Source organism: Mycobacterium sp., assembly GCF_049280035.1.
GTDB lineage: Bacteria > Actinomycetota > Actinomycetes > Mycobacteriales > Mycobacteriaceae > Mycobacterium.
Genome location: NZ_JBAPPI010000775.1, coordinates 1 through 2,066 on the forward strand (window position 1 = coordinate 1; position 2,066 = coordinate 2,066).

Below are 2,066 nucleotides of genomic sequence, written 5' to 3' on the forward strand. Positions count from 1 at the left end.
GATCACGGCACAGTGCGGCTGCGATCGCGCAACGGACGCGAGGTTACCAAGGAATACCCCCAATTGCGTTCGCTGGCAGATGATCTCGGTGATCATCATGTCGTTCTCGACGGGGAGGTCGTCGCCCTCGACGCCTCCGGTGTACCGCGATTCACCGAAATGCAGAACCGGGCCCGGGCCACCCATATCGAGTTTTGGGCATTTGACCTGCTGTATCTGGATGGACGTTCGTTGCTGCGGGCCCGCTACCGCGATCGGCGCCAACTGCTGGAAACCCTGGCCGGCGCAGGCGGCCTGATCGTTCCCGACCCGCTGCCCGGTGACGGCGCCAACGCGCTCGACTACTCGCGAAAGCGCCAGTGGGAGGGCGTAATCGCGAAGAAACGCGACTCCACTTATCAGCCGGGTCGCCGCTCGGCGTCGTGGATCAAGGACAAATATTGGAACACCCAGGAAGTCGTCATCGGCGGATGGCGGGCCGGCGAGGGCGGGCGCACCAGCGGCATCGGCTCGCTGTTGATGGGCATTCCGGCTGCGGGTGGGCTGCATTTCACCGGGCGGGTCGGGACCGGGTTCACAGAACGCGACCTGGTCAGGCTGAAGAAAACGCTGGAGCCCTTGCACACCGACGAATCCCCCTTCGACGCACCGCTTTCCACGACGGACGCAAAGGGAGTGACGTTTGTAAAGCCGACGCTGGTCGGGGAAGTCCGGTACAGCGAGTGGACCTCTGACGATCGGCTGCGCCAGCCCAGCTGGCGTGGGTTGCGACCGGACAAGGAACCGAGTGAGGTGGTGCGCGAATGAAGTGGCTGACATACCGAAATGCTGACGGCGAACGGACTGGAGTGCTGTCCGGTGATGCGATCCACCCGCTGCAGCCTGCAGTGAGCTTGCTCGAACTCATCGCGCACGGCGCCGCCGGCCTGCAGGAAGCGGGGGAGGATGCCCTGCGTTCGGCGCCCGCCGTGCCGCTCGACCAGGTGACGCTGGCGGCGCCGATCCCGCGGCCGCCGTCGATCCGCGACAGCCTGTGTTTTCTCGACCACATGCGCAACTGTCAGGCGGCGATGGGCGGCGGCCGAGTACTCAAGGACACCTGGTACCGGATTCCCGCGTTCTACTTCGCTTGCCCATCGACAGTTCTCGGCCCGTACGACGACGCCCCGATGGCACCCGGAAGTGCTTGGCAAGACTTCGAATTGGAGATCGCCGCGGTCATCGGTACAGCGGGCAAAGACTTGTCGGTCGACGAATCCGAGCAGGCGATCGTCGGCTACATGATCTTCAACGACTGGTCGGCGCGTGACTTGCAACAGCTGGAAGGCCAACTGGCGATCGGGCAGGCCAAAGGCAAGGACAGCGGCGTCACCCTGGGCCCCTATTTGGTCACGCCCGACGAACTGGAACCGTACCGGCGCGACGGCAAGCTGGGCTTGGAGGTGACCGCCCTGGTCAACGACACGGTGGTCGGTTCCGGGTCGACCGCGGCGATGGATTGGAGCTTCGCCGAGGTGATCTCCTACGCCTCCCGCGGAGTGATGCTGAGGCCCGGCGACGTCTTCGGATCCGGCACCGTGCCGACCTGCACACTGGTCGAGCACCTCGACCCGACGGCCCCGGAATCCTTCCGCGGCTGGCTGCACGACGGTGACGTCGTCACGCTCAAAGTGCAGGGCCTAGGCGAGACCCGCCAAACTGTCCGCAAAACCCCTGCACCGCAACCACTACCGGCGCGGCGCAACCCGGATGCCGTCCCCGCCGCCAAGCGGGTGAACCCGGCGCCGGCGAAAATCCCGTACACCCGCGGGTTGCATGAGGTCGGCGACCGGGTGTGGGCCTGGATGCTGCCGGACGGCGGATACGGCTGGAGCAACGCCGGACTCGTCGCAGGCGATGGTGCGTCGCTACTCGTCGACACCCTGTTCGACCTGCCGCTGACCCGCGAAATGCTGGCCGCGATGGGGCCCGTCACCGACCGCGCGCCGATCACCGACGCGCTGATCACCCACTCCAACGGTGACCACACCCACGGCAACCAACTGCTGGACTCCTCGGTGCGGGTG

General features: G+C 66.0%; 2 protein-coding genes. Both read left to right on the forward strand.

The window, feature by feature from the left end:
• A partial coding sequence (gene ligD / locus WAN71_RS24800; RefSeq protein WP_422227866.1) for a non-homologous end-joining DNA ligase occupies positions 1-807 on the forward strand: 807 nt, incomplete at its 5' end.
• Positions 804-2,066 (forward strand): fumarylacetoacetate hydrolase family protein (locus WAN71_RS24805; RefSeq protein WP_422227867.1); only part of this gene is annotated, 1,263 nt, incomplete at its 3' end. The genes ligD and WAN71_RS24805, both read left to right, overlap by 4 nt.